The organism is Citrifermentans bremense R1 (assembly GCF_000426865.1).
Lineage (GTDB): Bacteria > Desulfobacterota > Desulfuromonadia > Geobacterales > Geobacteraceae > Geomonas > Geomonas bremensis.
Map to the genome: position 1 here is coordinate 1 of NZ_AUGE01000064.1, position 4,203 is coordinate 4,203.

The window sequence follows — 4,203 nt, forward strand, 5'->3', positions numbered from 1 at the left end:
TTTTCGACGGACTTGTCGATCTCCTTACCCGCACGCTCCGCGGGCCCCTCTTTTCGGCAGCCACAAACACCGGCGACTATGCTACCCAATACCAAGACTGCGACCAGGATTTTGCTCATTTTCATCATTCGGCTCCTCACTGTTTATCCAGTCATTCTCAAACGGGCACAAAAAAAGCCGGGGCCAGAATATCTTGAGATATTTCGGCGACCCGGCTGTCTCTATGAGACCCAGTAGGCTTTCCGTCCCACCCTCGCGGATGGTTTAGTATTGTCGTTATCTGACTTTAGCTGTTTTTGTTGGTGGCGCACCATAGCCTAAAGCAATCGGCATCGTCAAGAGTAAAGGATAAGGGGACTGGATCGAATCATTTAATGAATGCCCCCTTCGCTCACCATGACAACAAAAGCCGCTACTTAGTCGGTAGCGGCTTTTGCATTGCCTGGAAAACAATCTGTGAAGAAGAGAACTGACTTCTTCTGTGCCTCATGTGTTGCAGAATTATCGGTATTGCGTCCCCGCTATTTTGCGGAATTTTCATCACTACTTCTTGGATGCCTATGGACGAGGACGCAGTGCTGTATTCGACCGGTCGTGAAAAGGGCTAGGCGTGGCTACTCCGATGCACCCCTTCATACATGGTCCCCCCAGCGTTGTCTTTGAAGCCGCTATATACGTGTTGTGCACTCTGTTTCGTAATTTTATACCAGCGGGTGTACGCGTAGCACTGGATGGCAACGACGGTAGCGGATGCAGCAATCAGGGTCATGATAAAAATTTTAGCGAATTCGATGTTACTCATGGTCTGTTTTCTCCTCTGGGGCCTGTTATCCCCGTTCCCATTGTGTTAACACGTCAACAATCAGCCATGCCATCCACGACCATCAGAGACGTGTTCTTTGAGTCTATTATTCGGAAGAGGAACCCATTCTTCAACTGAAGAGATCCTGAAGATTTAGTCAGGATCTGCTTCCCCCGCCAGTTCCGGCAACCAGAGGGGTCAAACCTCATCAAAACGGACGTGCAGTTTTCCCGCATCCGGCTTTCCGATGTTCTGCACCGCAGCAACTAGAACCGGCAGGTAAGCCAAGCGGGCTCAGGAATTATGCCGATACAGGCGAGGTAGCTCGACCATGGATAGTTTGCCGGCTCCTTTGCCATACCAGCACGGACTGGGTTGAGATGCATGTACCGCGACAACTCCAGAGCATACTGATCAGCTTCAACGAGGATGGCTTTGAACCTGCCTTGGAAGAGATGCCCTGCCCTTTTGCGTTTAACATTGAAGTAGGTGGTGTAGGACCCATTTAGGAGATGCAGGATCAGTGAGAGATTAGCATGGGGAGTTTCGAGAAGAAGATGGTAGCGAGGCTGAGAGGCTGAGGGGTGTCAAAAACGCTTTCGGAATAGTGCAAACCGCAATCGGTTTTGATTAATCACGCTGGGAATCTGCAAAGTAGCTGCCCACCCAGTAAGAATGGGGCTGACGGACACCTGGAGCGGATCTCGTCATGGTTACAGCCTCTCATGCCCCAGTTGCACGGAGCATCATTTTTTCATTTGCTTGATGGCGTCGTTAAGCTTGGCTCCGGCTCTTTCGATTTCCTTGCCGGCTTTTTCGACGGACTTGTCGATCTCCTTACCCGCACGCTCCGCGGGCCCCTCTTTTCGGCAGCCACAAACACCGGCGACTATGCTACCCAATACCAATACTGTGACCAGGATTTTGCTCATTTTCATCATTTGGCACCTCACTATTTATTCAGTCATTCTCAAACGGGCACAAAAAAAGCCGGGGCCGGAATATCTTGAGATATTTCGGCGACCCGGCTGTCTCTGTGAGACCCAGTAGGCTTTCCGTCCCACCCTCGCGGATGGTTTAGTATTGTCGTTATCTGACTTTAGCTGTTTTTGTTGGTGGCGCACGATAGCCTAAAGCAGTCGGCGTCGTCAAGAGTAAAGGATAAGGGGCCTGAATCGAAGCGGCATAAGTGTGTTCTTTACTTGGTCCCAACGGCTCGGCGTGACCGGCGGAACGCCCGTAGGGGCTTTGGGGCTTTGGGGGGCTACGCAGGTGACCGCTCGCGCAAAGTGAGCAGGTTCCCAACTTGCTCCCGAATCCTTCTTCCAATGGCTTCAACTCCGAGGGGCCCTTTTTGACATCACGAGCGACTTATGTGATAATCCATCTGCCTTTTAAACCAGCCACACGGGGAGGTCATTCATGCCACAGACAACGGCAAAGGATTTCGTTAAGGTTCCGAAGCAGGAATACGCCCTGCTAAAAGAGGTCTACCGCACCGTGCAGCGGCAGGCGTTTCTTGTACGCATCGGCGAGGCCGAAAAGAATCTAGCCGCGGGCAAGACCAAGAAGATCTCTGTTGACGACCTGATCAGCGCCTTATAGTTCCGGGCATGAAACCGAAGGCTATCAATTACGATGCGAGTTTTGAGAAGCAGTGGCTCAAGTATCTGAGAAAGCTCTCCGCCAAAGAGAAAGAGCAACTGAAAGAGCGCCTTTCGATTTTCAAGGAAGATGCCTTTGACAAACGTCTCAAGACCCACCGTCTAAAAGGTAATCTAAAGGAATATCACGCTTTTTCCATCTCATTTTCTGATAGAATCGTATTCAGGCTCCTAGACGACGAAGAAATCCTCTTCATTCAAATCGGCAGCCACGATATCTGCTATTAAGCCCATCCTTTTCATACATTTTTCCACTCTCGTTTATTTCTCTTTCATTCTTTCCCATCGTCCACGGTAGTGAAGCGCCAGCGGAACGGAGACCGTCTACCGCCAATGGTTGGGCATGTCGACCGCCATGGTAATTGCCACTTTGAAGGGTGTGTCGCCAACCGAATCTTCCACCCCCGTCCTCAACCTAATTTTCCAGTTTGTCCCATGGGGTCCCAATGAACCTGGCTTTGGGCTCAGCCCACGGCAACCGCACCTGATGGACGCCATCTTTTGGGCATTGAACGCGAGGTGGTCTGTGCTGTAGGGGGACGTTGTTTACTTCGTTTAGTTACTGCAACAACTTAACAATCTAACCAACGTCCCCCTGCAAAACGTTGAGCCTAATAAATATCTGGCCCTCTTTTAAATCCTCTGCTATTACCCCAGCCTCTTGCGCTGCATTTTTGGTTCGTACCAAGCATGAAATAAAGCAACATTCCCAGCAGTGGTAGAAATATAACCAGCAGCATCCAGACTGTTTTATTTGTTGAAACGGTAAAATCGCTTTTAACTATATCTACAATTGTTGATATCCAAGCAACAAATAGTGTCCCCCCTATCAAGAGCCAGACAGCCATAAACTTAACAAACGAGTTGACAGCTCTTTCAGCGTTTTGTGTGTTAACAGCTAAAGCCCTAGCCTTCTGCTGTCCTATTAACTCAATTGCGCGTTTTTGGTTCTCAAGATTGGCTTGATAAATAGCGGCGGGACTCTGTTGTGTGGTCGGCTGCATGACAGGCTGCAAGTAAGGCTGCGGAACAGTAAGTCTATCCTGTTGATTTATTCCAGTACTGACTTGTGGACTCTCCATCTTTTGCTCTTCTATAGCCCCAGTCATCAATTTTTTGCGATACTTTTCAGGTACAGAAGAAGGGTTGTCTGTAAAGTGAACCCCATTTGCATCTTCCCACTTGTATACCTCAGCATTTGCAACAGAGATTGCTAACACTAGCATTCCAAATATGATCATTGATCTCATTTTTCACCTAACCTATCACATTTAGTCGAGATTCTGGTAGCATGCTTTACATGCTGGGCGAACATCCCATTGCATCCTGAGTGGTTACGTGGAGATCCCAAGATATGTCCATTAACCGAACTTTAATTCCACGCCAAATAAAGGTGCAGCGAAAGGTGCAGCTTGGAAATGCCCCGGTTTCGTAGACAGTCAGTTAAGCGGCAAGGCTGAGTTGGTCTACCTCGTAAGGGGTCCGGTACCCCAGTGAGGAGTGGATCCTCTTTCGGTTGTAGAAGCGCTCGATGTACTCGAAAATGCTCTGCCGTGCCTGAACACGGGTTTCGTACTGGTTGTGGAAGACCAAGGCTCTTTTGAGAACGGCAAAGAAGCTTTCTGCCGGCGCGTTGTCCCAGCAGTTGCCTTTGCGGCTCATGCTGCAAATAGCGCCGTATTTCTCCAACATTCTCTGAAAGTCGCCACTGGCATACTGTGAGCCACGATCAGAGTG

At 49.4% G+C, this 4,203-nt stretch carries 6 protein-coding genes and 2 riboswitches; of the genes, 2 read left to right on the forward strand and 4 right to left on the reverse strand.

Translation table 11 applies throughout. The features are described from left to right. Positions 1–202: 202 nt before the first annotated feature. Positions 203–279: riboswitch (cyclic di-GMP riboswitch) on the reverse strand. A gap of 325 nt (positions 280–604) precedes the next feature. Together K419_RS0118615 and K419_RS0118620 are read right to left on the reverse strand one after the other, a co-directional pair. Beyond that, on the reverse strand, positions 605–802 hold the full coding sequence (locus K419_RS0118615) for a hypothetical protein (protein ID WP_026842864.1): 198 nt from the start codon (positions 800–802) through the stop codon (positions 605–607). Between the two features lie 746 nt (positions 803–1,548). Beyond that, positions 1,549–1,743, reverse strand: a complete 195-nt coding sequence (locus tag K419_RS0118620; protein ID WP_026842865.1) for a hypothetical protein — start codon at positions 1,741–1,743, stop codon at positions 1,549–1,551. 74 nt (positions 1,744–1,817) lie between these two features. Next, a riboswitch (cyclic di-GMP riboswitch) is annotated at positions 1,818–1,894 on the reverse strand. Positions 1,895–2,224: 330 nt separating this feature from the next. Between K419_RS0118620 and K419_RS0118625 the strand changes: the two genes are divergently transcribed. Next, positions 2,225–2,407: a hypothetical protein gene (locus K419_RS0118625; RefSeq protein WP_026842866.1), complete on the forward strand. Its 183-nt coding sequence runs from the start codon at positions 2,225–2,227 to the stop codon at positions 2,405–2,407. A gap of 8 nt (positions 2,408–2,415) precedes the next feature. Beyond that, a complete protein-coding gene (locus tag K419_RS0118630; RefSeq protein ID WP_026842867.1) occupies positions 2,416–2,694 on the forward strand; it encodes a type II toxin-antitoxin system RelE/ParE family toxin in 279 nt (92 codons plus the stop codon). A gap of 383 nt (positions 2,695–3,077) precedes the next feature. Here the strand turns inward: K419_RS0118630 and K419_RS22435 are convergent, their stop codons facing one another. Then, a complete protein-coding gene (locus tag K419_RS22435) occupies positions 3,078–3,716 on the reverse strand; it encodes a PLDc N-terminal domain-containing protein (RefSeq protein WP_084154284.1) in 639 nt (212 codons plus the stop codon). Between the two features lie 193 nt (positions 3,717–3,909). Then, positions 3,910–4,203 (reverse strand): integrase core domain-containing protein (locus tag K419_RS22440; RefSeq protein ID WP_035497559.1); only part of this gene is annotated, 294 nt, incomplete at its 5' end.

What these genes read in the sequence shown, in the direction of transcription:
- K419_RS22435 (WP_084154284.1), bottom strand. Translation starts at nt 3,716, where the DNA reads ATGAGATCAATGATCATATTTGGAATGCTAGTGTTAGCAATCTCTGTT.
- K419_RS0118630 (WP_026842867.1), top strand. Translation starts at nt 2,416, where the DNA reads ATGAAACCGAAGGCTATCAATTACGATGCGAGTTTTGAGAAGCAGTGG.
- K419_RS0118615 (WP_026842864.1), bottom strand. Translation starts at nt 802, where the DNA reads ATGAGTAACATCGAATTCGCTAAAATTTTTATCATGACCCTGATTGCT.
- K419_RS0118625 (WP_026842866.1), top strand. Translation starts at nt 2,225, where the DNA reads ATGCCACAGACAACGGCAAAGGATTTCGTTAAGGTTCCGAAGCAGGAA.
- K419_RS0118620 (WP_026842865.1), bottom strand. Translation starts at nt 1,743, where the DNA reads ATGATGAAAATGAGCAAAATCCTGGTCACAGTATTGGTATTGGGTAGC.